General features: G+C 67.1%; 19 protein-coding genes and 1 pseudogene. 9 read left to right on the top strand and 11 right to left on the bottom strand.

The window, feature by feature from the left end:
* The first annotated feature begins 53 nt into the window (after positions 1-53).
* Complete coding sequence (locus tag BW730_RS15510) at positions 54-443, top strand: heavy metal-responsive transcriptional regulator (RefSeq protein WP_019157843.1); 390 nt, start codon at positions 54-56, stop codon at positions 441-443.
* 85 nt (positions 444-528) lie between these two features.
* Here the strand turns inward: BW730_RS15510 and BW730_RS15505 are convergent, their stop codons facing one another.
* From BW730_RS15505 to BW730_RS15495, 3 genes are all read right to left on the bottom strand, one after another.
* Positions 529-1,179 (bottom strand): Fic/DOC family protein, encoded by a 651-nt coding sequence (locus tag BW730_RS15505; protein WP_145952918.1) that lies wholly within the window; start codon positions 1,177-1,179, stop codon positions 529-531.
* A gap of 1 nt (position 1,180) precedes the next feature.
* On the bottom strand, positions 1,181-1,420 hold the full coding sequence (locus tag BW730_RS15500) for an antitoxin VbhA family protein (RefSeq protein WP_226996853.1): 240 nt from the start codon (positions 1,418-1,420) through the stop codon (positions 1,181-1,183).
* Between the two features lie 248 nt (positions 1,421-1,668).
* Positions 1,669-2,241 carry a recombinase family protein gene (locus BW730_RS15495; protein ID WP_077687058.1) on the bottom strand — a complete coding sequence of 191 codons (573 nt, stop codon included), beginning with the start codon at positions 2,239-2,241 and terminating at the stop codon, positions 1,669-1,671.
* A 311-nt stretch (positions 2,242-2,552) separates the two neighbouring features.
* On the opposite strand from BW730_RS15495, the gene istA reads away from it, so the two are divergent.
* The 3 genes from istA to BW730_RS15480 all read left to right on the top strand — a co-directional run bounded on the left by istA (position 2,553) and on the right by BW730_RS15480 (position 5,999).
* Positions 2,553-4,217, top strand: coding sequence for an IS21 family transposase (gene istA, locus BW730_RS15490; RefSeq protein ID WP_077687057.1), 1,665 nt, complete (start codon positions 2,553-2,555; stop codon positions 4,215-4,217).
* Complete coding sequence (gene istB, locus BW730_RS15485; protein ID WP_077687056.1) at positions 4,214-5,023, top strand: IS21-like element helper ATPase IstB; 810 nt, start codon at positions 4,214-4,216, stop codon at positions 5,021-5,023. The genes istA and istB overlap by 4 nt, the downstream gene beginning before the upstream one ends.
* Before the next feature lie 181 nt (positions 5,024-5,204).
* Positions 5,205-5,999: a hypothetical protein gene (locus BW730_RS15480; RefSeq protein ID WP_077687055.1), complete on the top strand. Its 795-nt coding sequence runs from the start codon at positions 5,205-5,207 to the stop codon at positions 5,997-5,999.
* 92 nt (positions 6,000-6,091) lie between these two features.
* Here the strand turns inward: BW730_RS15480 and BW730_RS15475 are convergent, their stop codons facing one another.
* The 3 genes from BW730_RS15475 to BW730_RS15465 form a co-directional block, all read right to left on the bottom strand.
* Complete coding sequence (locus BW730_RS15475) at positions 6,092-7,384, bottom strand: Shedu immune nuclease family protein (RefSeq protein ID WP_145952917.1); 1,293 nt, start codon at positions 7,382-7,384, stop codon at positions 6,092-6,094.
* 413 nt (positions 7,385-7,797) lie between these two features.
* A complete protein-coding gene (locus BW730_RS15470) occupies positions 7,798-8,361 on the bottom strand; it encodes a hypothetical protein (protein ID WP_145952916.1) in 564 nt (187 codons plus the stop codon).
* 77 nt (positions 8,362-8,438) lie between these two features.
* The gene (locus BW730_RS15465; RefSeq protein WP_145952915.1) at positions 8,439-8,996 is read right to left on the bottom strand and encodes a TetR/AcrR family transcriptional regulator; all 558 of its coding nucleotides are present in this window, start codon (positions 8,994-8,996) and stop codon (positions 8,439-8,441) included.
* Positions 8,997-9,063: 67 nt separating this feature from the next.
* Here BW730_RS15465 and BW730_RS15460 point away from each other — a divergent pair, with 67 nt between their 5' ends.
* Positions 9,064-9,804, top strand: a complete 741-nt coding sequence (locus tag BW730_RS15460; RefSeq protein WP_077687052.1) for an SDR family oxidoreductase — start codon at positions 9,064-9,066, stop codon at positions 9,802-9,804.
* 334 nt (positions 9,805-10,138) lie between these two features.
* On the opposite strand, the pseudogene BW730_RS15455 reads toward BW730_RS15460, so the two are convergent.
* A pseudogene (locus BW730_RS15455) lies at positions 10,139-11,233 on the bottom strand (thiamine pyrophosphate-binding protein); the annotation flags it as partial.
* A 156-nt stretch (positions 11,234-11,389) separates the two neighbouring features.
* Here BW730_RS15455 and BW730_RS15450 point away from each other — a divergent pair.
* From BW730_RS15450 to BW730_RS15435, 4 genes are all read left to right on the top strand, one after another.
* Positions 11,390-11,740 (top strand): ArsR/SmtB family transcription factor, encoded by a 351-nt coding sequence (locus BW730_RS15450; RefSeq protein WP_077687050.1) that lies wholly within the window; start codon positions 11,390-11,392, stop codon positions 11,738-11,740.
* Between the two features lie 5 nt (positions 11,741-11,745).
* Positions 11,746-12,234 carry an SRPBCC family protein gene (locus tag BW730_RS15445; RefSeq protein ID WP_077687049.1) on the top strand — a complete coding sequence of 163 codons (489 nt, stop codon included), beginning with the start codon at positions 11,746-11,748 and terminating at the stop codon, positions 12,232-12,234.
* Positions 12,235-12,646: 412 nt separating this feature from the next.
* Entirely contained in the window at positions 12,647-14,233 is a 1,587-nt protein-coding gene (locus tag BW730_RS15440; RefSeq protein WP_158522693.1) for an MFS transporter, read from the top strand.
* A 45-nt stretch (positions 14,234-14,278) separates the two neighbouring features.
* A complete protein-coding gene (locus tag BW730_RS15435) occupies positions 14,279-15,652 on the top strand; it encodes an L-serine ammonia-lyase (RefSeq protein WP_077687047.1) in 1,374 nt (457 codons plus the stop codon).
* Between the two features lie 7 nt (positions 15,653-15,659).
* On the opposite strand, the gene BW730_RS15430 is transcribed toward BW730_RS15435, so the two are convergent.
* The 4 genes from BW730_RS15430 to BW730_RS15420 form a co-directional block, all read right to left on the bottom strand.
* Complete coding sequence (locus tag BW730_RS15430) at positions 15,660-16,133, bottom strand: hypothetical protein (RefSeq protein WP_077687046.1); 474 nt, start codon at positions 16,131-16,133, stop codon at positions 15,660-15,662.
* Positions 16,094-16,360: a hypothetical protein gene (locus BW730_RS15425; protein WP_077687045.1), complete on the bottom strand. Its 267-nt coding sequence runs from the start codon at positions 16,358-16,360 to the stop codon at positions 16,094-16,096. Before BW730_RS15425 ends, BW730_RS15430 begins: the two co-directional genes overlap by 40 nt.
* 307 nt (positions 16,361-16,667) lie before the next feature.
* Positions 16,668-16,844: a hypothetical protein gene (locus BW730_RS18685; protein ID WP_158522692.1), complete on the bottom strand. Its 177-nt coding sequence runs from the start codon at positions 16,842-16,844 to the stop codon at positions 16,668-16,670.
* The gene (locus BW730_RS15420; protein WP_077687044.1) at positions 16,841-17,680 is read right to left on the bottom strand and encodes an alpha/beta hydrolase; all 840 of its coding nucleotides are present in this window, start codon (positions 17,678-17,680) and stop codon (positions 16,841-16,843) included. Before BW730_RS15420 ends, BW730_RS18685 begins: the two co-directional genes overlap by 4 nt.
* Positions 17,681-18,171: the final 491 nt, after the last annotated feature.

Raw genomic sequence — 18,171 nt, 5'->3', positions numbered from 1 at the left:
TTCCAGTACAGGGGAAGGTCAAGGGTGAGACCTGTGACACACGAGGGGTGAGGATGCGGATCGGGGAGCTCGCTGAAGCGGCCGGCACGACCACGAAGACTCTGCGGTTCTATGAAGACCAGGGGCTCTTGCCCCCGGCCGAGCGCACGCCCGGCGGCTACCGCGACTACACGACCGAGAGCCTCACCCGGATCGACTTCATCCACCGCGGCCAAGCCGCCGGACTCTCCCTCGCCCAGATCCGGCAGGTCCTCGACATCCGCGACCACGGCCAAGCTCCCTGCGATCACGTACGCGACCTGCTCGACGCACGCCTGACCGACATTGACCTGAAACTCAGACAGCTCCACGACCTGCGCGACACCCTCGCCGGGCTACGCGACCAGGCCGAGCACGTTGAGCCCGACACGTGCAGCTCCGACCAGGTCTGCCGGTACCTGTAGCCAAGCCCGACGCCGCACGGACACGCCATCGAGGGGTGGTGGTCGACCGAGCCCCAGCCGCACAGCTGGAACGTTCCGCCTCGACCTACTGACACGAAAGTGTCAGCGGCGCAGTGGGCTTCGGAACTGCGCCCGAGGGACTCACAGCACGTATCGATCCGGGTGGGTCGACAGGGGTGAGGGTCGCCAACCCCGGTAGTCGTATGGGGATGGCCTTACGGACACGCAGGGCATCGCTACCACCCCCTCGCGTGCGAGGGAGTGGAGGCCGCCACTGAGCGTCTGAAAAACCCCGCCAATTAGCGGACAAAGTCACAGCCTGGGCGAACTCATCCCTGTCCATCTTGGACCACTCTGCGCCGTGCACCCGCTGGCGCAAGTCATCGAGAAAGCCGCCGATGCGATCCACTGCCAGGAAGTCGGTGTAGCCGCGCCCAAGCTCGGGTGGCCACTGCTTGCTCATATCGACCGTGCGATACTCCCCAGCCCACTCGTAGACGTCCTGGAACAGATGCCGGTGGATAGCACGCACGTGCTCCGCGTCGTAGGTCCTGGGGATCGCCACGTCACCGCGCAGCAGCTCGGTCGCGCGACCAGTGGTCTCGATGTACTCGAACCGGGCCAGTACCCGCGGATCGCGCTCGTCGTAGAGGTTCCGCAGGGTACCGTCCCCGGTTACCGGATTGATCGTCTCCGGGTAAAAGTAGGATTCCCAGCTGTCGTAGCGCCAGGCCATGTCACCGACCGGCAGGGACCAGCCCGGCGACGCGTCGCGCGGCCGCGTGGCCACGCCGGCGGTACTCGTCGACGTCGATCGCGCCGCGCGCCAAATCGGTCACGTTCTCCACGTCCTCGCGGGTCGGCTCGAAGCCCTCGTGCCAGCCGGCAGCGAGGGACTGACGCACGGCGTTGCGCTGGGTCGCGTCGAGCTGTGCGAACAGCTCGGGCCAGCGGTCCTCGACGTCAAACGTCTCCATGATGGGCCTCCCCTCTCGCGGGTTCTGCATCTATTCTAACCGACTTCCCGAAAACGGTCTAGGGGTAGTTTTGAGTCAGTTGGGTTTCGGTCCTCAGTTTCGGGCCGGCGTGTCATGCCTCACCGGCCCTCGGGCGTCGACGTCTCACAAACGATCGATTCCGGGCGGCCGCCGTTGAGGACGTCGACTGTGGATTTGATGGCTCAGTGGCGGGCTTCTGTGATCGCTCAGTGGCGGGGCATGGGCGGTCAGGAGGTGGTCGTGGTGCGGCGCAGCTCGCGGTAGATGGTGGTGCGGGAGACGTTGAACAGCTCGGCGAGCTCTGCCTGGGTGTGCTCGCCAGCCGTATGCAAGGTCATGAGGTGCTTGCGCTGAGAGGGCGAGAGCTTGGGCTTCTTGCCCTTGAGCTTGCCCTTGGATCTGGCGATGGCCATGCCCTCGCGGGTGCGCAGGCGGATGAGGTCCGCCTCGAACTCGGCCACCATGCCGAGCGCGTTGAAGAGCAGCCGGCCCACGGGGTCGTTGGGGTCGTAGACGCTGCCGCCGAGGCTGAGCGCGACTCCCTTGATGGTGAGCTCGTCGGCGATGTCCCTCGCGTCCGGGAGGGAGCGGGCTAGCCGGTCGAGCTTGGTCACCACCAGGGTGTCGCCCTCCCGGGTCGCGGCCAGCGCTTCGCGCAGCCCGGGCCGGGCGCGGGTAGTTCCGGTCAGGCCGTGGTCGAAGTAGATGTTCTTGCTCTCGACTCCGAGGCGCTCGAGCGCTTCCCGTTGGCCGGAGAGGTCTTGCTCGAGAGTCGAGACGCGCGCGTAGCCGACATGCATGTGCCCATTGTTGCAGTTGCCCTCCCCTCACCGCCCATATCACCGTACGGGTCTTCCGTACATGGCAATCCCTCGTAAAGAGTCGTCGAGGAGGAAGCTCGCTCGACGTACGGTGGAGGATCGGCTATCGAACGCGCCCAAGTGGTTGTTCGAGGGCGGCAGTCCTGGTTGTGACAGCTTGATTGGGCCCCGTTGTGACGGCCTGAACTGGCCCCGCGTGCGACTTGCCGGGGTGTTGACGGTCTGAAGTGGCCCCACCCCTGAACGCTGGTCCCCATCCATGGGAACTGTTCACGGACGAGGGAGCCGAGATGGGGTCACGAGTGCAGCTGTACGCCGACATCCGCCACGACGCGAGAGTGGATGGCCTGTCCATCCGGCAACTCGCGCGCAAACACGGAGTCCACCGCCGCACCGTTCGCCAGGCCCTCGCTGCAGCCGAACCCCCACCCCGCAAGACCCCGGTACGGTCCGCACCACGTCTGGACCCGTACAAGTCCGCGATCGACCAGATGCTGCTCTACGACCTGACCGCACCCCGCAAGCAGCGCCACACCGCGACCCGCATCCTGGCCAGGCTGCGTGACGAGCACCAGGCCACCGACCTGTCCTACTCCACCGTGCGCGACTACGTCAGGGTCCGCAGGGCGCAGATCGACCTGGAGGCCGGGCGCCGGGTGGAGGCGATGGTGCCGCAGGACCACGCCCCCGGCGCGGAGGCCGAGGTCGACTTCGGCGAGGTCTACGTCATCCTCGACGGCGTCAAGACCAAGTGCCACATGTTCGTCTACCGCCTGTCCCACTCGGGCAAAGCCATCCACCGCGTCTACCCGACCGGCGGGCAGGAAGCCTTCCTCGAGGGCCACATCGAGGCCTTCCACGCCCTGGGCGGCATCCCGACCCGCCACATCCGCTACGACAACCTCACCTCCGCCGTCGTCCAGGTAATCCATGGCGGTGACCGGCTACGCGACGAGAACGAACGCTGGGTGCTGTTCCGCTCCCACTACGGCTTCGACGCGTTCTACTGCCAGCCCGGCATCGACGGCGCCCATGAGAAGGGCGGCGTCGAGGGCGAGGTCGGCTGGTTCCGCCGCAACCACCTCACCCCCATGCCCGAGGTCGCCAGCCTGGACGAACTCAACGACCAGATCCGTGTCTGGGAAGTCGACGACAACACCCGCCGGATCGCCGGCCATGCGAACACGATCGGGCAGGACTACCGCGCCGAACTCGACCACCTGGCGCCGCTGCCGGCCGATGACTTCGACCCCGGCCTGATCCTCCACCCGCGCGTCGACCGCTCCGCCCTGATCACCGTCCGCATGGTCAAGTACTCCGTCCCCGCGCACCTGATCGGGCAGCGCGTCCGGGTCAGTCTGCGGGCCTCGTGCGTGGTCGTGTTCGAGGGCCGCACCGTGGTCGCCACCCATCCCCGCCTCGGCACGCGTGGGGTGACCCGGGTCGAGCTGGACCACTACCTCGAGGTTCTGCGCCACAAGCCCGGCGCGTTCCCCGGCTCGACCGCCCTGGCCCAAGCCAGAGCCGCGGGGGCGTTCACCGCAGCCCACGACGCGTTCTGGGCTGCCGCCAGCAAGACCAGCGGCGACGTCGCGGGCACCCAGGAGTTGATCGACGTGCTCCTGCTCCACCGCTCCCTGCCGACCGAGGCGGTGATCGCCGGGATCACCAGCGCCCTGTCCGTCGGGGCCGTCTCGGCCGACGTCGTCGCCGTCGAGGCCCGACGCCACAGCGTCAGCCACACCGCGCCCGCGCCGCAGCGCGGCGGCACCGTGGTGAACCTGCCACCGCGCCGCCACACCGACTCGAACTCGCTGATCGCCGCGCTACCGGCCGACACCCGGCCCCTGCCCACCGTCACCGCCTACGACGAACTCCTGCTGCGACGACGACACCCCGATCCCACCCCGGCCCGTGCCGAGGCCCACCACCACACCCCGACAGGAACCCCATGACCACCACCAGCACCCGCCCCGCCAGCCTTCGCCGTCGTCAGGGCCTCACCGAACAAGCCGCGCAGGCCGCGATCGACCAGGCCTGCCGCCGGCTCCGACTGCCCACCATCCGCGCCGTCGTCGACGACGCCGTGACGGCCGCCACCAAGGAACAACTCACCTACCAAGGCTTCCTCGCCGAACTCCTCCTGGCCGAGGTCGACGACCGCGACCGCCGCTCCACCCTGCGTCGCATCAAGAGCGCCGGCTTCCCCCGCGAGAAATGGCTGGCCGACTTCGACTTCACCGCGAACCCGAACATCAACCCCGCCACCATCAACGAGCTCGCGACCGGCGACTGGATCCGCCGCGGCGACCCCCTGTGCCTCATCGGGGACTCCGGCACCGGCAAATCCCACCTGCTCATCGCACTCGGCACCGCCGCCGCCGAGCAGGGCTACCGCGTCCGCTACACCCTCGCCACCCGCCTGGTGAACGAGCTCGTCGAAGCCGCCGACGAGAAACAACTCACCAAGACCATCAACCGCTACGGCCGGGTGGATCTTCTCGTCATTGACGAACTGGGCTACATGGAGCTCGACCGGCGCGGGGCCGAACTGCTGTTTCAGGTCCTCACCGAGCGCGAAGAGAAGAACGCCATCGCGATCGCGTCCAACCAGTCCTTCTCCGCCTGGACCGACACCTTCACCGACCCCCGCCTGTGCGCAGCCATCGTCGACCGCCTCACCTACAACGCCACCATCATCGAGACCGGCACCCACTCCTACCGCCTCGCCCACACCCGCGCCCGCCGAACAGGTGCATGACATCGATCATCTGCCGAATGCAGTGCTTTCGACGTGCGAGGGCACCCCTGCCGGTCAGGTCTCACAGGTGGCGGACCACGGTACTGAGCCAGGGACACCAGCACTTCCTGGACGCCGCTGACGCGGACACCGTAAGTGTGGCGTTGCCCGGCCGCAGCCGGGCGATGGAATGATCAGGTGCATGGTGAAATCGCAGCCAATCCCTGACGAGGATGCATGGTGGAACGGCCTGATGTGGGTCGACGGCGCGCGCATGCAGGCGCGACGGTTCGAGGACGTACTTAACGAATGGCTCGACGCGGAATACGACACCAAGCATCGCCACAGGAACAGCGGTGACGACGACATCGAACGCGGCTGGCGGGACGAGACAGATCGCAACTACCGGCCGTATGATTCACGGCGGCCGATCAGGGTGGTGACGGTAGCACTCGCGATGCAACTGGCTGTCGACCTGCGATTCCTCATCGTCGCCTGCAACCACGTCATGACCGCCCTGAAACGGATCCCCGCAGATGCCCGGCCCACCATGAGCGGCCAGGAGCTCTTGCACCTGATGCGGAATGTGTCCGAGCATTGGGAGGAGGCTGCTGGGCCTTCCGCGACTAAACTGGCCCTCGCGAATGTCGACCACACAACCATCACATTCAGCGGTAATCAAGCATGGATCGGCGACGGCAGGGACGCAATCCCAATGTCACGCGTCCACGACTGGCTCGAACGTTCCCGTGAGGCGCTCGTTGCGGCCCTCGCCGGCGCAGGACACGACGTGCCCGACGAGACCGAGTCGAACTACGCCGGCGACGACGAACTCGAGTGGCCACTGGACCGGCTCCGCTACCACTGGGCTCTGCCTCACATCGAACTAGAGGAGTGGGACGGCGCAAGATTCCCACCGGGTGCCCCGAACTGGTCCGCCCGTAAGCAAATCGGCTGGCTGCGCGCACAAGCATCAGGCGCCACGCACACAAACTAAGCGACTACATTGTCCAGGGATTTCCTCAGGTCTGCGATGTAACGCCTCCCTGATCCGCAGATGGTGCCCACGATGGAGTTTCGGAGTGAGAGTCAGATCGGCCAGTCGTCGTCGAGAATGACGCCGTTCTCATCGACTTCAAAGCCGAGGATGTCGTCGTCGTCATCGACAGACTCAGCCTGCTTCTCGGCCATCTGCACGTGCCATTCGGCCCGGGCGAGGAGTTCGTCGAACGTGATGATTTCCGGCTCCTGCAGGCTACGTCGGAACAGCTCGAAGCTGCGGACCTTGTCAGGAATCGGACCGCCCGATTTACCTGTTAGCTCGGTCAATGAGCCGATGATCACGAAGCTTCTGGGGTGCAGCAAGAATGTTCCGGACGGAAGGATCGCGCCATCGTCATCTTGGTCGGGTAGATAGTCGCTCAGGGTGTGTACGGCGAGGTGGACTGTCTGCTGAACCTGCACGACGGCACCGCTGAGGTCGTCCGATGGACGCCAGCAACCGGGGCGGTATTCCTTGGCCAGCAGGTTGGTGCGGTGGTGCTTGATCTCGGCGAAGACCATAGACCTGACCACACCTGCTGTACGCATCAGTGCGTCGGTGCGCTTGCCCACGCCGCCGATATGGCGACCGGCAACCACCTGCTCGAGCTTTTCTTCACTCCACGAGGTGTATAACTGGCCACCAAGACTCGCGCCGAGAACCCATGGATTCTCCTCCAACAGATGCTGCCAAGCGGCTTCAGGACCACCCTCGGCCTGCTTGGCTGCGTCGAAGGCTGCATCGTCAACGAGCCATGTACGCATCGTCTCCACGACGCCACGACGGTGCTGCAGCGCCACCACGTCGCGTGCGTCGGCGTCCGTCTCGATCAAGGCTCGAAAACGCTCTGGATCACTGGCGTAGACGCGGTTGATGCCATCAGGATCGGAGAACAGATCTCGCAGGACCTGGTCGTCGACCCTAACCGTGGTGTCGCCTTCGATCGGGATCGAGTCGATGGCCCTGAGCATCTCGATCAGGCGCATGGCTTGCTCCCGGTCGAGCTCGAGGACCGGCTCCAGCTTGTCGGCATCGGGATTCGTTGGCACTTTCTGGATCCGGATCTTGCGTACTGCACCTGCCGACCGCGCAACGTTGAGCGTGAGCTGCTTTCGACCGCCCGGGGTCACATAGACCACCTGGCTTGTCCAGTCCCAGTCGTCCTCATCAGGGGTCACCTCTTCGTCGAAAACCTTGCGAATATACCGCGCGGGCTCGCCTTGGTCGATGCCGTGAGCCATCTTGAACGTACGACTTATGTAGATGCGGCTTGGCAGGCGCCTTGTTGCGAACGTGACATCATCCGGCTCCTTGAAGAAGTCATCGAAGCTGATCTGCACCGTGGCCCCTTGTCGCCGTCGGCCGGTCCCAGAACGGACTGGAAGCGGATATTCGATCGTCGTCCTCCCATGACAATAACCGAAGTTCCTGCCGACGCTGCGAACTGCGACTCCAGTGAGTCGAGGTCCTCACAAGATGGGCGCTGCCACGCGGTCAGCGCCAACCCCAGCAGGTCGAGCTGCTTCGCGCATCGCCGCTGTTCGGGCCGGTCGCCCATGACTGGCTCCAGACCGCCAGATCGGGAAGCTCATTCAGTTCTGAGCCACCTGGGCCAGTCGCCTGTCCAACTACGCGCCTATCCCCGTGCCCGTTGAGCACGCTGGCGTACTCAGTCGAGAGACTTCTGCGGAGGCGCTGGATCCCCATCGAAGCCCTCCCCGCTGAACGCACTCATCTGCCGCAGAGGGTTGGGTCACAACCCGCTGCATTCCCTGAGGGTCAACAGTGTCCAGGTGGCCAGCAGGAGGCTGGCTGCCATGGGCACCCAGGGTGGGCAGAGCCAGGGAAAAGAAGCCGCCAGCTGGGATGCGACGCCCAAGCCGCCCACGGTTGCAAGCAGGGGCGATGGCTTCATGCTGCCCTGGAGCACATGGATCGTGAATGCTCCCGTTGACAGTGCCCCGCCGAGTGCGACCAGGTGGCGTGCGCCCAGGACGAGGCTTGCGACCAGCGGCAGGGTCGTGACGTCGAGCGGCAGTCCGGGGATGGGGTAGACGAGACGCCCCTCCACCGCGACCAACAGCAGGAGCGACGCCGACCCAATGAGCGCGCCCGCGATCCCGAGTGCCCAGGCCAGACCGGCCGGCCGGCGAAGTGGCTCGACCCTTCCGATGAGCCCTGTCAGGACCAGCACGAGCGTCAGCATCGTCAGCTCGTTGGCTCCCCGCAACGCCGCCAAGTGGGCGGCCACCCAGACCTCGAGGCCGCTGGTGTCAGGCATGCGGCCGGCAAGAGCCCTCAGGGACTCGGCGAGCATCCAGCTGAGGCTCCCACCCAACAGGCAGTGGTCGGGCCATCCTGGCTCGGGCCGCGTCTGCGTCGGATGGCTCGTGCTCATCCGATGATCCCGCGTAAGTAGGCCGTCAGTGTGGTCTCGAGGTCGACAGGTTCGGCGTGACTCGTGTCGTACATCAACAGCGCATCCACCAGCACCACCAACTGGGATGCCGGAACGTCACGGACTCCCTCGGGGACTCCTAGAGCGGCGAGAAGCCGCGCCGCGAGGTCGGTGACCTGACTGCGGACCGCGGCGGCGGGGGTGAGCAGGTCCCGCAGCTCCAGGTCGTCGCGGACCTCCAGCATCAGCAGGAATCGAGCCGCTTGCGCATCACCGCGCCCAGCCATGCCACGGGCCACCCCTGCCAGGATGCAGCCAGCCTCCGCAGGGGTGAGGACGTCCGGGATGACGAGGTGGTCGAGGTCTCCTGCGGACCCGTCGGACAGGCGTGCTGCGACCAGCGCGACCAGCTCTCGTCGTGTGCGGGCATAGTACGACGTCGACCCAGCGGGCAGTCCCGCTTCGACATCGACCCGACGGTGGGTCAGGGCATGGACACCCTCGCGGGCCACCAGCCGGATCCCCGCATCCGCGATCACATCCTTGCGCTCCATGCCTCCCCCTCGCTCGTGCTCTACGATCATAGAGACTCTACGAGCGTAGAGACCCGAGGGAGGCGACATGCGAGTGGCAGTGGTGGGCGGTGGAACGTCAGGTTTGGCGATCCAGCACGCCGTCGAGCAACGGGGAGCCGAGTGCGTGGTGATGTCGAGGTCGACCGGATTCGACGTCCGCGACGCCCAAGCCAGCGACCGGCTCACGGAGTTCGACGTGGTCATCGAGGCCGTCGGTGGGACGTTCCTGCGGCGGCGACCCGCGGAGGAGTTCTTCACCACCTCGACCCGCACCATCGCCCGCGCAACCGAAAGCAGTGGGACCCGGCATGTGCTGCTGTCGATCGTGAACTGCGACCTTCCCGAGGTACGGGGCTACGGCTACTTCGCCGCGAAGGCCGAGCAAGAGCGCGTGGCCCGCCAGGTGAGTCCACGGTTGTCGATCGTGCGATCCACCCAGTGGTTCGAGTTCGCTGGCCAGAACCAGCAACGCATGAAGGTCGGTCCCGTCTCCATCGTTCCGGCGATGCAGATCCAGCCCGTCGCACTCGACGCGGTCGCAGAGACGATCGCCGAGGAAGCCCTCTCGGACCGGCCCCACGATCTGGTCGAGGTGGCTGGCCCGGAGACCATGACCCTCCAGGAACTCACCCGCGCCACATGCCCACCGTCACCCCGTCCAGTGGAGGTCACCATCCCCACCACATATGGCAAGGCCTTCACCAACGGGGCTCTCCTACCCCCACCCACCACCCCCATCGTGGGCCCCGTCCTGAGTGACTGGCTCGCCTCCCGCAAGCTGCAGTAGTCGATCGATCAGCAGGACCACCACGCGATCATTTGTCGCGAGCCGCGGAGCGCAGGCTATGACCTGGTGTCGTGTCGGCGCCGTTCACCTGGGCTTATTGACCCACTGACTTAGGCGTGCAAACCAGCCCGGCTGTCGAGGCCCGCCGAAGGCAACGGAGTATTCGTCGGTGTAGCAGTTGATGACCGGGTGAGTGAAGTGGAAGAACTGGGAACGCAGAGCATCCGGGAACCCTCCCTCGCGCCACTCATACCGGACTCCTAGCGAACCCACGTATGCAGCCCCCACATATCCGACGAAGCGTGTCTGCTCGTGGTCCGCCCAGCACCCGTCGGGACAGGTACTGCGGGTGGAGCGGCTTGCCCTTCGGTGACGGGGTGGCCAGCTCGTCGAGCTTCTCCCGCGTCTTGCGGTAGTGCTTCTGAGCGTCCTCGAGGTGCGACCGGTTCTTCTTGCGGGTGACAAGGCCCGTCAGCGCCGCGGCCGTGTCCTTGACGGTGCCGATCAGGCCGAGGTCGAGCTGGACGCGGCGCCCGAGCTGCTCTCCCCGCACGTCGACTTGGATGATGGTGGCGTCGTCGGGATAGAACTGCTGGTAGGGGAAGTCGGTGCCGAGCATCAGGAGGGTGTCGGCGGTCGCCATCGCCCGGTAGCCGCTCGCAAACCCGAGCAGCCCCGTCATGCCGACGTCGTACGGGTTGTCGTACTCGATGAACTCCTTGCCGCGCATCGCGTGCACGATCGGGGCGCCGAGCGTGTCGGCCAGGGCCACCAGTTCGTCGTGGGCTCCCGCGGCTCCGGCGCCGGCGAGGATGGTGATCCTGCGCCCCGCGTCGAGCAGTTCCGCGGCGCGACGGAGGTCGCTGTCGGCGGGGATCACGCGGGGCAGCGCGTCGGAGGCGAGCGCGAGTTCGTCGCTGACGGCCTGCGACAGCGCCACGTCCCCCGAGATCACAAGGACGGCGACCCCGCGCTTGGATATGGCCTCCTGCATGGCGATCCGGAGCAGCCGAGGCATCTGCTCCGGGCTGCTGACGAGCTCGGCGTAGACGGAGCACTCGCGGAACAGTTCCTGCGGGTGGGTCTCCTGGAAGTAGTTCGAGCCGATCTCCTGCGAGGGGATGTGCGCAGCGATCGCCAGGACGGGAACGCGGCTGCGTTGGGCGTCGAAGAGGCCGTTGATGAGGTGCAGGTTGCCCGGCCCGCACGAGCCGGCGCAGACCGCGAGCCTGCCCGTCAGTTCAGCCTCGGCGCCTGCCGCGAAGGCGGCGGACTCCTCGTGGCGGACGTGAACCCAGGCGAGCTTCTTCGAGTTACGCACGGCGTCGGTGAGACCGTTGAGCGAGTCACCGGAGAGGCCGTAGATGCGTTCCACTCCTTGGGCTTCGAGCGATGAAATCAGATTCTGCGCGACGGTAGCCATGTCCATGATTCTTGTACATTCGCCGTCGCCGACAAGCCAGTTCGCACGATGTCCCTTGTCAACGCGATTCATCCCGACGCGAACACGCGCGAGTCGGACACCGTCGACCAAGAAACCGTCCACAACTCTTGACTCACAACCGTTTGGTTGTATGTTTGTCTCATGACCGAGCAGGATGAGGATCGCGCAGACGCGTTGTTCCACGCGCTCGCCGACCGGACGAGGCGCGACATCGTGCGCCGCGTCCTGGCTGGCGAGCACTCCGTCTCGGCCCTGGCGGCGAAGTACAACATGAGTTTCGCCGCCGTCCAGAAGCACATCGCGGTCCTCGAACGAGCCGGGCTCATCACCAAGCGGCGGCAAGGCCGCGAGGCGTTGACAAGCGGTGACATCGAGGCCGTGCGATCGGTCGGCGGGATGCTCGAGGAACTCGAGGGCATCTGGCGCGGTCGGATCGCACGGATCGACGACCTCTTAGGCGGGACCGACCCGCACACCACACCGAAAGGCTGACCATCATGCCCCTCACCGATGCAACCCACGACCTCGAGTCCCGCACCATCACCATCACCGCCGACTTCGCCGCCCCCGTCGAGCGCCTGTGGCAGGTCTATGCCGACCCGCGCCAACTCGAGCGCATCTGGGGCCCGCCGACCCATCCGGCGACCTTCGTCGATCACGACCTCACCCCCGGAGGTCGGATGAACTACTACATGACCGGCCCCGACGGCGAGAGGTACTACGGCTTCTGGAGGATCACGCAGGTCGACGAGCCCACCAGTTTCACCTTCGAGGACGGCTTCGCCGTGGACGACTCCTTCGCGGAGAACCCTGACCTTCCGGTCGGCTCCAACACCTTCACCTTCGAGCCCGACGGTGACCACACGCGGATGACGGCGGTCACCACCTACCCGAGCGCCGAGGCGCTGCAGCAGGTGCTGAACATGGGCGTCATCGAGGGCGCGACCTCCGCGATGGGCCAGATCGACGGCCTGCTCGCCTCCTGACGACCGACGTCACCGACCCCACGGCGCGCGGACGACAGGGCGACCTCGCGAACGGGACCACCGCCCCCTGACCAGGTCTTGAGCAGCATCCGTGGCTCGTTGACGATGTGCCCGTTCACGTCCGGCACCCGTCACACGAGGAACGGATCCTGCTCAAGGCTCAACCATACCCGCGCCCACCTACCTCCTCGCCGTCCACCACCCTCCGCGAAGACCGTTGAGACTTTGATTAGCTGAGCTAATGAGCTAGGGTAACGAGTTGGACGACGAGGGGAACAGACATGACTCAGCAGCACAACACCGGCGAATCGGAGATGTTCTCGCTTGCCAACGACCTCCGACTGGCCTGCCAGCGCATCGCCCGGCGGGTCCGCTTCGAGTCCACGAGCGCCGTCGCCCCCACCAGTTCTCGGTGCTGGTCTACCTCCACCGCGTCGGGGCTCAGACACCGACCCAACTCGCCGCGCACGACCGGGTGAGCGCGCCGTCGATGACGCGCACCATCAACTGCCTCGTCGACGACGGCCTGGTCGAGCGGTTCCCGCACCCGGACGACCGCAGGCAGGTCCTCGTCCGGGCGACCGAGGCCGGCGAGAGCGTGGTGCGCGAGACCATCGCCGAGCGAGACACCTGGATGCTCAAGCACCTGGAAGACAAGACCCCGAGCAGTTGGCCCTGCTACGGCAAGCCGCCGACCTGCTGCTGGAGGTCTCGGATGCCTGAACGCATGAAGACCTTCGCCTCGATGGCGATCCGCAACTACCGCTACTACTTCCTGGGCGCGCTGGTCAGCAACCTCGGCACCTGGATCCAGCGCATCGGCCAGGACTGGCTCGTCCTGACCGAACTCACCGACAACTCGAGCACCGCGCTCGGCATCGTGACGGCGCTGCAGTTCCTGGCGATCCCCCTGCTTGCCCCGTACGCGGGTTCCGTGATCGACAGGTACCCCAAGCGGAAGGTTCTGATCGTCACCCAGATCGGCCTGATGCTGACGGCGCTCGGGCTGTGGGCGCTGGTGGCGAGCCACCAGGTCCAGTTGTGGCATGTCTACGTGTTCGCGCTGCTGATGGGCGCGATCACGGCGTTCGACAACCCGGCACGCCAGGCGTTCGTCTCCGAGATCGTTCCGCGCGAGTACATCCCCAACGCCGTCGGGCTGAACTCCACGTCGTTCAACGGTGCCCGCCTCGCGGGCCCCGGCCTCGCGGGGTTGCTGGTCGCGGCCGTCGGCGTCGGGCCGACGCTCCTCATCAACGCGTTGAGCTTCATCGCCATGATCGGCGCGATCCTCCTGATGCACGCCGACGAACTGCATCCCGCGCCCATCGCCAAGACGCGCGGCGGGGCGCTCGACGGTCTGCGCTACCTCCGCAGCAGGCCCGACCTCATCGTCGTGCTCGTGATGGTCTTCGTGCTTGGCACCTTCGGGATGAACTTCCAGATCTTCAACGCGACCATGGCTACGACCGAGTTCGGGGTCGGATCGGCCGAGTTCGGACTGCTCGGAACCGTCATGGCCGTCGGCACTCTCGCCGGGGCGCTCATGGCGGCCCGCCGAACGCGGCCGACGCTTCGGGTGCTGGTGCTGTCGATGATCGGCTTCTCCGTGAGCACCCTGCTGCTGACGCTCTCGCCGAACTACGTGACCTACGCGTTGCTGCTGATCCCCGCTGGCTTCTTCTCCCTGACGGCGTTGACCACGGCGAACGCGTCTGTCCAGCTCGGCACCGCGCCCGAGTTCCGGGGCAGGGTGATGGCCGTCTACATGGCGATCTTCATGGGAGGCACCCCGCTCGGCTCGCCGTTGATCGGCTGGATCGGGCAGACCCTCGGGCCCCGCGCCTCGGTCGCTGTGGCGTCGATCACCACCGGGCTGTGCGCCGTCGGCATCTTCGCCTACTTCGCGCTGCACAAGGGCCTGCGGGTCAGGATCGCCAGGCACCCGCTGCGCATCAAGGTGTGGACGCACCAGAACGAAGTCGAGGCGACGAGTTGACCGCGTTGGGCTAGATTCGTGATCAGTCGACCAACGGAGGCGTCCATGTCCATCAGCGCGCTCGATCTGTTCAAGATCGGGATCGGGCCCTCGTCGTCCCACACCATGGGGCCGATGCGGGCTGGGGCGCTGTTCTCCGACGCCATCGCGCACCGTCTCGAGGACGTCGCCCGCGTGCACATCGACCTGTACGGCTCGCTCGCGGCGACCGGCGTCGGGCACGGGACCGACAAGGCGATCGTCGGCGGGTTGATGGGCTTCCTTCCTGAGGCGACCGACCCGGACGACTATGCGGCGGCCGTGGATGCGGTCGGACGTGAGGGTCGACTGGTGCTGGCGCGCCGAAAGCCCATCCCGTTCGACTGGGCCACCGACCTGACCTTCCACCGCGAGGCGCTCCCCCGCCATCCCAACGCGCTCGACGTCACCGCCTACGACAAGCACGGTGACGTGGTCCACATGGATCGCTACTACTCCATCGGCGGCGGCTTCGTCGTCGACGAGGAGGAGGCGGCCCGCGGGGAGACCGGGGTGAGCGAGGTCGCCGTCGCGCATCCGTTCTCCTCGGCCGAGGAACTGTTGCGGATCGCCCAGCAGGAGGGGCTGAGCATCGCCCAGGTGATCCTGCACAACGAGGCCGCATACCGCACCGAGGATGAGACGCGGGCCGCGCTGGTCAGGATCTGGAAGGTCATGGAGGCCTGCGTGGACCGTGGCGTGAAGCAGGAGGGAATCCTCCCTGGCGGGCTGCATGTGCCGCGTCGCGCCCCCGACCTGCTCCGTAGGCTCACGCGGGACGCCAGGCCGAACCTGATCACCGCGACGTTCTCGGCGATGGAGTGGGTCAACCTGTACGCGCTCGCCGTCAACGAGGAGAACGCGGGCGGCGGGCGCGTCGTCACCGCCCCCACGAACGGGGCGGCGGGCGTGATTCCCGCGGTGCTGCACTACTACATGGACTTCGCGGAAGACCCGACCGACGACGATGTCGTCGACTTCCTGCTCGCCGCGACCGCCGTCGGGGTGCTGCTGAAGCAGAACGCCTCGATCTCCGGGGCCGAGGTCGGCTGCCAGGGTGAGGTCGGCTCGGCGTGCGCGATGGCGGCCGCCGGCCTCGCTCAGGTGCTGGGAGGCACGCCCGCGCAGGTCGAGAACGCGGCGGAGATCGGGCTGGAACACAACCTTGGCCTGACGTGCGACCCGATCGGCGGGCTCGTGCAGGTGCCGTGCATCGAGCGCAACGCGATGGCGGCCGTGAAGGCCATCAACGCGGCGCAACTGGCGCTCAACGGCGACGGGACGCACCGGGTGACGCTCGATCAGGCGATCCGCACCATGCGGGACACGGGCCGCGACATGCTGAGCAAGTACAAGGAGACCTCGGAGGGCGGCCTCGCGGTCGCCTTCATCGAGTGCTGACGGCGCCCTAAATGCTCAGGGCCGAGACGGTGGCCCCCACGGCGATCACCACGCCGAACACGGCGTTGACGATGCCGACGATGGCGAGCGTCGGCACGACGGTGCGGGTGCCCGACTCGGCCAGTGCCCGGTTGATCGCCTGCGAGAACACGCTCCTGTTGAGCGTCTTCACCTCCACTCCGTCGGCTCCGATGGTCGCCTGGAAGCTACCCCCGACGGCGCTTCCGACCCTGACTCTCTGCTTGTTCCGTCGCCGCGTCCGGTCGAGGTCGACGCGGTTGAAGGCATTGGGGTCGCCGCCGCTGAACAGGGTGGTGCGCCAGCGGAACCGGATCGTCTGGTGCGATCCCGGCCGCCTGAAGGTGCCCGAGTCGTAGTAGATGCGCACTGCGTTCGGCGCGGTGGTGACGCGGTGCGGCAGGTCGCCGAGTTCCCGGTCGATCACGGTGGCGAGGTGCTGGACCTGGGGCGTCCCGAGCACCGGCCGACCGGCGTCGAGGGGACGAACTCGTCGTTGTGCGGCGCCTGCTCGTGGGAGTAGCGCGGCACGAGCGCCAGGTTCGCGATGCCCGCCACGACGAAGGGCCAGCCGAGCCAGCGGAGCGCGTCGGGGAGATGCTGGGCGACGACCAGGAGCAGCACGGCGCCGACCGCGAGCAGGACGACTCCGACGATGACGGAGCCGAGACGCTGGGCGTTGGTTGGCATTTCGGGTGGCTCCTCTGGTCGGCCGGTTCGATGCGAGGGGCGTCTCATGCCTTGTCAGATGCCTAATGGCGCCCAGGTGAGGGTAGCAGTCGGCGTCGGAAGTGCCCGCAGGAGGGGGCTCACCCTGCCGCGCCCGGGAGGGTCCTCGGGAGATGGCGCGGTCGGTTGTCCGGTCCGTCGGGCCCGGTCGATCCTGTGGTCGCCCGACGACGAGACGGTCGACGGCGACCGTCTGGCGCCCGCCGTGCGGTGGGCGTGGGCGACGTCCGGCGCCCACCGCGCGGTGGGAGCGAGCGGTCGGTCGGGCTCAGTCTTCGGCGGGCTTCGGACCGGCGCCGTTGGTCTCGGTCCGCTCGTTCAGTTCGATCCAGGACGAGTCGCAGCCCGGGCAGCGGTAGACCGGCGCACCCTCCACCCTCTCGTCGGTCTCGACGGTGCCGCAGGCGTCCTGGCAGGGCCAACTGGTCAGGAACCTGGCGCTCATCGGCCCCACGTGGCGCGCAGCCACGACGCGCACAGGTCGAGCCAGGCGTGCGCGTTCTCCGGGAGCGAGACGCGGTCGGCGTTGGCGACCGGGGTCGCCGTCGACAGGCCGTGCTCGCCGCGCGCGAAGTGGTGGTACTCGAAGGGAACGCCCGCGTCGGAGAGGGCGGTCGCGAACCTGAGCGACTGCGTCGGAGGGACGACGTTGTCCTCGTTGGTCGTCCACAGGAACGTGGGCGGGGTCTGGTCGGTGACGGCCGCGATGCTGTCGCTGAAGGAGATCTCGTCGGTGCGGTCATCGACCCAGTCGAAGTTGAACACGGCGTAGCAGGGCACGATCGCGTCGGGTCGGGGGCTGACGTCGAGGAGGCCCACGTTGGCGTCAAGGCCCCGCGCGGTGAGGGCCTCGTACTCGGCGCGCTCGGCCTCGTGGAGGCTCGGCTCGTCCCACCTGGTGCCGATCATGCCCGACACGTGACCACCAGCGGAGAACCCGAGGAAGGCGATCCGGGTGGGGTCGACGCCGAGGTCTGCGGCGTGCAGTCGCACCCACCGGACGGCGCGCGCGGCGTCGATGAGGGGGTTCAGGCCGATCGCGTGCTCACGGATGGAGTAGCGCAGCACGAACGTGTCGAAGCCCTTGGCGAGGAAGCCCGCGGCGACCGGGTCGGCCTCGCGCTGCGACAGGAACTCGTACCCGCCGCCCGGGCAGATGATCACCGCGGGTCGCGGCGACTCGAGCGAGGTCGGCTGCTCGTCCGGGCTCGGCAGGTCGAACACGGTCGCCTCGAGGGTGACGTTCCGCTCGGGGTTGAACTCGACGGTGAAGTTGCGCATGGCACAACCCTAGACGGCCACGCGGATGGGATGGTCAGCGGCGCCTGGGCCTCGGATCGCTGGTCGTGCCATGGCGGGTTGCTGGTTGAGGGATGGGGTCTGGTTGAGCCATGGCGGGCGCGGAGCGACCGGCATCGGTCGAAACCCCGTGACATGCCCGAAGTCTCGGGCCGCAGGAGGCATGGCGGGTCTTGCTGGTTGAGCCATGGCGGGCGCGAAGCGACCGGCATCGGCCTTGCTGGTTGAGCCATGGCGGGCGCGAAGCGACCGGCATCGGTCGAAACCCCGTGACGTGTCCGGAGTCTCGGGCCGCTGGTTAAGCCATGGCGGGCGCGGAGCGACCGGCATCGGTCGAAACCCCATGACGTGTCCGGAGTCTCGGCGGCAGGAGCCATGGCGGGTGTTGCTGGTTGAGCCATGGCGGGGCGCGAAGCGACCGGCATCGGTCGAAACCTCGTGACGTGCGCGGGGTCTGGGGCAGGCGCCATGCC

The sequence above is a fragment of the Tessaracoccus aquimaris genome (assembly GCF_001997345.1).
Taxonomy (GTDB): Bacteria; Actinomycetota; Actinomycetes; order Propionibacteriales; family Propionibacteriaceae; genus Arachnia; species Arachnia aquimaris.
This window is presented reverse-complemented; position numbering and strand designations above follow the sequence as displayed.

Bases quoted from the DNA above. Each gene is read 5' to 3' on its own strand.
- BW730_RS15510 (WP_019157843.1), top strand. From the start codon at position 54: ATGCGGATCGGGGAGCTCGCTGAAGCGGCCGGCACGACCACGAAGACT.
- BW730_RS15505 (WP_145952918.1), bottom strand. From the start codon at position 1,179: ATGGCCTGGCGCTACGACAGCTGGGAATCCTACTTTTACCCGGAGACG.
- BW730_RS15500 (WP_226996853.1), bottom strand. From the start codon at position 1,420: ATGGAGACGTTTGACGTCGAGGACCGCTGGCCCGAGCTGTTCGCACAG.
- BW730_RS15495 (WP_077687058.1), bottom strand. From the start codon at position 2,241: ATGCATGTCGGCTACGCGCGCGTCTCGACTCTCGAGCAAGACCTCTCC.
- istA (WP_077687057.1), top strand. From the start codon at position 2,553: ATGGGGTCACGAGTGCAGCTGTACGCCGACATCCGCCACGACGCGAGA.
- istB (WP_077687056.1), top strand. From the start codon at position 4,214: ATGACCACCACCAGCACCCGCCCCGCCAGCCTTCGCCGTCGTCAGGGC.
- BW730_RS15480 (WP_077687055.1), top strand. From the start codon at position 5,205: ATGGTGAAATCGCAGCCAATCCCTGACGAGGATGCATGGTGGAACGGC.
- BW730_RS15470 (WP_145952916.1), bottom strand. From the start codon at position 8,361: ATGCTCGCCGAGTCCCTGAGGGCTCTTGCCGGCCGCATGCCTGACACC.
- BW730_RS15465 (WP_145952915.1), bottom strand. From the start codon at position 8,996: ATGGAGCGCAAGGATGTGATCGCGGATGCGGGGATCCGGCTGGTGGCC.
- BW730_RS15460 (WP_077687052.1), top strand. From the start codon at position 9,064: ATGCGAGTGGCAGTGGTGGGCGGTGGAACGTCAGGTTTGGCGATCCAG.
- BW730_RS15450 (WP_077687050.1), top strand. From the start codon at position 11,390: ATGACCGAGCAGGATGAGGATCGCGCAGACGCGTTGTTCCACGCGCTC.
- BW730_RS15445 (WP_077687049.1), top strand. From the start codon at position 11,746: ATGCCCCTCACCGATGCAACCCACGACCTCGAGTCCCGCACCATCACC.
- BW730_RS15435 (WP_077687047.1), top strand. From the start codon at position 14,279: ATGTCCATCAGCGCGCTCGATCTGTTCAAGATCGGGATCGGGCCCTCG.
- BW730_RS15425 (WP_077687045.1), bottom strand. From the start codon at position 16,360: ATGCCAACCAACGCCCAGCGTCTCGGCTCCGTCATCGTCGGAGTCGTC.
- BW730_RS18685 (WP_158522692.1), bottom strand. From the start codon at position 16,844: ATGAGCGCCAGGTTCCTGACCAGTTGGCCCTGCCAGGACGCCTGCGGC.
- BW730_RS15420 (WP_077687044.1), bottom strand. From the start codon at position 17,680: ATGCGCAACTTCACCGTCGAGTTCAACCCCGAGCGGAACGTCACCCTC.